Annotated in this window: 2 protein-coding genes and 2 pseudogenes; 2 read left to right on the forward strand and 2 right to left on the reverse strand. The window is 70.8% G+C overall.

Annotated elements, in window-relative coordinates; genetic code table 11:
- Nucleotides 1-846 (forward strand): RICIN domain-containing protein (locus VR45_RS48080; RefSeq protein ID WP_045943539.1); only part of this gene is annotated, 846 nt, incomplete at its 5' end.
- Between the two features lie 321 nt (nt 847-1,167).
- Nucleotides 1,168-1,498, forward strand: a pseudogene (locus VR45_RS44730) (sensor histidine kinase); the annotation flags it as partial.
- Between the two features lie 62 nt (nt 1,499-1,560).
- Here the strand turns inward: VR45_RS44730 and VR45_RS49350 are convergent.
- Both VR45_RS49350 and VR45_RS32830 read right to left on the reverse strand, forming a co-directional pair.
- Nucleotides 1,561-2,249 (reverse strand): annotated as a pseudogene (locus tag VR45_RS49350) (NAD-dependent epimerase/dehydratase family protein).
- 189 nt (nt 2,250-2,438) lie between these two features.
- Nucleotides 2,439-2,735 (reverse strand): hypothetical protein, encoded by a 297-nt coding sequence (locus VR45_RS32830; RefSeq protein ID WP_045943541.1) that lies wholly within the window; start codon nt 2,733-2,735, stop codon nt 2,439-2,441.
- Nucleotides 2,736-3,001 lie beyond the last annotated feature (266 nt).

The raw sequence follows: 3,001 nt of genomic DNA on the forward strand, positions 1-3,001 counted from the left end.
CCGGGCCAGGGCATGGTGATGGACCACAACCCCGGCGTCCATCGCGCCCATCTGACGCAGAACCAGCAGGGTAACGCCAACCAGCGGTGGTCCTTCCGCGACGCGGGCAACGGCTGGTACTGGATCGTCAGCGCCACCGACGGCGGCTGCCTCACCGCGAACAACGCCGGTGAGCAGCTCGGGGTGTGGCGGTGCGACGGCTCCGACAAGCAGCGCTGGCGCATGGACAACGTCCAGAACGGCCCGACCCCCGGCGGTGGCGGCGGTTCTGGCGGTGGCGGTGGCGGCACCGGTGGAGGTGGAGGTGGCGGTGGCACCGGCGGTGGTGGCGGCCAGCCGCCCTCCGACTGTGCCTTCCAGCCTCCCGGCGCGGAGCGCCAGGGCTCCTGGATGTGGAGGAACTTCACCATCTGCCGCGGCCAGACCTTCGAGGCCACCGGGAACCCGGACCAGTGGACCGTCCTGAAGATGGAGGACAACGGCGAACTGGCGCTCTGGTACACGGAGGTCAACGAACTCGGCCAGGAGCGCCGGGTCAAGGAGTGGAGCGCTCCGGGCAGCGCCGGCTGCGGCACCCGGGCGACCATGCAGACGGACGGCAACTTCGTCGTCTACGGCGTCGGCAACCAGTCCTGCTGGTCTTCCGGTACCAACGGCCACACCGACGCCTGGCTGGAGATCAACCAGTCGGGAACACTCTCGATCTGGTGGACCGACCAGAACCTGGCCCGGATCGGACTGGGTGGGCTGCTCACCCTGATCGGCTTGATCCCGCACCTGGAATGGAGGGAGGGCACCCAGCACAAGATCTCCGTTCCCAACTGCGGCAGGATCAGGTGCTTCTGACGCCGATTCCCGACCGGTCACCTCGCTGACGGCGCCCGGCGACGCCGAAGGCCCGCCCCCGCGCCCGGACGCTGTTGGTCAATCCCGCCCCGCTGGATCTCATCCGGCGGGGCGGAGCGTTGCGAAGGGTGAGACGCGGATCTTGGCGAGTGCCTTGAGTCCTCGACGTCATCCAGGACCTGATAGGGGCCGGATCAAACCTGGGGGGCGAGGGCTTGCATCGTCACCAGACCGGAGAGGACGTGAACCCGTACTCCTACTGGAACGGCGGCGCCTCCTTCACCGGGAAGACCACGGGCTGCCGGTTCCTGACGTTCGAGCAACCTCCTCGTCAACGCGATCCGCTCGACGCCCGCGGACGGCGTCGTCGCGGTCTCGGCCCGCCGGGAGGTGGACGAGGTCGTCCTCGCGGTCATCGACGGCTGCGGCGGCATTCCGGAACAGGACCCCCTCCCGCGTGTTCGAGACCGGCTGGCGGGCCGGCACCGTCCGAACGCCCCGGCGCGACCCCGGTGAGGGCGGGGGGACCGGTGCGGGCCCCGGACCGGCCATCGTGCGCGGCATCGTCGAGGCCCACGCCGGACGCGCCCAGGTGCGCAACGTCGATGGCGGCTGCTGCTTCGAGATCGCCCTCCCGGCGGCGCGCGGCTGAGGTTCTCCGCTTGCGCCACCCGCGCGGCGGCGGGGTGCCAGGGCTCTCGTGCGGCCCTCCGGTCAGGCCCGGAGCGGCGCTGCGGCGAACTCGGCCATCCCCGCACCGAACGGCACCCGGGCCCCCGGCCCGGCTCGGAACGGAGCAGGTCGGAGTCAGCGGTGATGTGCCGGACGTCCCCGAGCCGGTACGCACCCGTGACCACCGGCGCCGGCCCGCCGTGCGCGTCCGCGAGAGCCCGGGCCATCCCGCCGACCGTGTTCACCTCCCCGCTGCCGACGTTGTACGCCCGCACGCTGCCCGGCAGCCGGGCTCCTACGTCGTCCAACGCGAGCGGCTCTGGCCGCAACGCCGCGCCGCACACCGGGCACGGCGGTTCGAACCGCCCGGCGTCGAGATCGTCCGGCCGCCGGGGGCCGGGCGCCACGCTCCCGTGTTCCCGGCATGCGTACCGGCCCTCAACGTAGATCACCATCGATCCGGCCGGCACCAGGCTCCGCACCCCGGTGCGTGCCATCGCGGACAGGAGCACCGCGGTACCGAGGTCGTTGCAGCCGACGTACTCGGGCGCGTCGTCGCGGTCGAGACCGAGGCCACCGTCGCCGCCTGGTGACAGACCGCGGCCACCCCGGCCAGGGCGCGCTCCACCGTGGCCGCGGTCCCGTACATCGCCGTGCCGGAACTCGACGCCGGCCGGCAGATCGGGAGCCGACCCCGAAGGGTGAACCGCGGGCAACAGCGCGTCCAGCACGCAGACCTCACGGCCCGCAGGGACCTCATGACCGGCGACGTTGCCGGCCGGGCCGGTTGCCGGGCTGTCGCAGCGGGACGGTGTCAGCGATCCGTAGGACGGCCGGCAGCGGCGGTCGGTCCCGATCGCGGGCGAGGGCGCTCTGCGGGCAGGGCACGACGGTCCGGAACGGCTCGGACCGCAGGGGTTTCAGGTGCCGGAGTTGTCGACGAACCCCACGATGTCGAGGTATTCGATTTTGGGGGGAACGCCATAGATCCCCGTCACCTTGTCGACGAGTTCCTCCGTGAAGAACGCACGGGCTTTGTCCTCGTCGTCCCACGCGTAGAAGTTCCTTGCCCGAACGCCGTCTTCGTCGAGCATGAAGCTCTTGAAGCGAAGGCCGGCCATGCCTTCGAACGGCCCTCGGAGTTCGTCGGCAATCTTTGCGAGAGTTGAACGATCGAGCTTTTCGGTCTGCGTGAAAGTCACGAGCACGCCGATCATCGGTCCTCCTGCGGATTGGGGTCCAACAATTGGACGATCGAGTGGCGCCAGAGGCGGATCCCATTATACGCGGCCGGGAATTCCGGGCGGGAACTCTCGCCGCGCAGGTCGGACACGTGTACGGCCCGGAAGCTCCGGGTAGGCCAGGCGACACCGACCGCAGGAGCCGGTCGAGGAAGCGGGACGAGCGAGTGGCGCACGTTCTAGTGACTTACCGCCAGGGAGGCGACGGGTGACGGTCGGTGCGGCGCGCGGTCGCGAAGTGC

Source organism: Streptomyces sp. NRRL S-495 (assembly GCF_000966955.1).
GTDB classification, from domain to species: domain Bacteria; phylum Actinomycetota; class Actinomycetes; order Streptomycetales; family Streptomycetaceae; genus Kitasatospora; species Kitasatospora purpeofusca.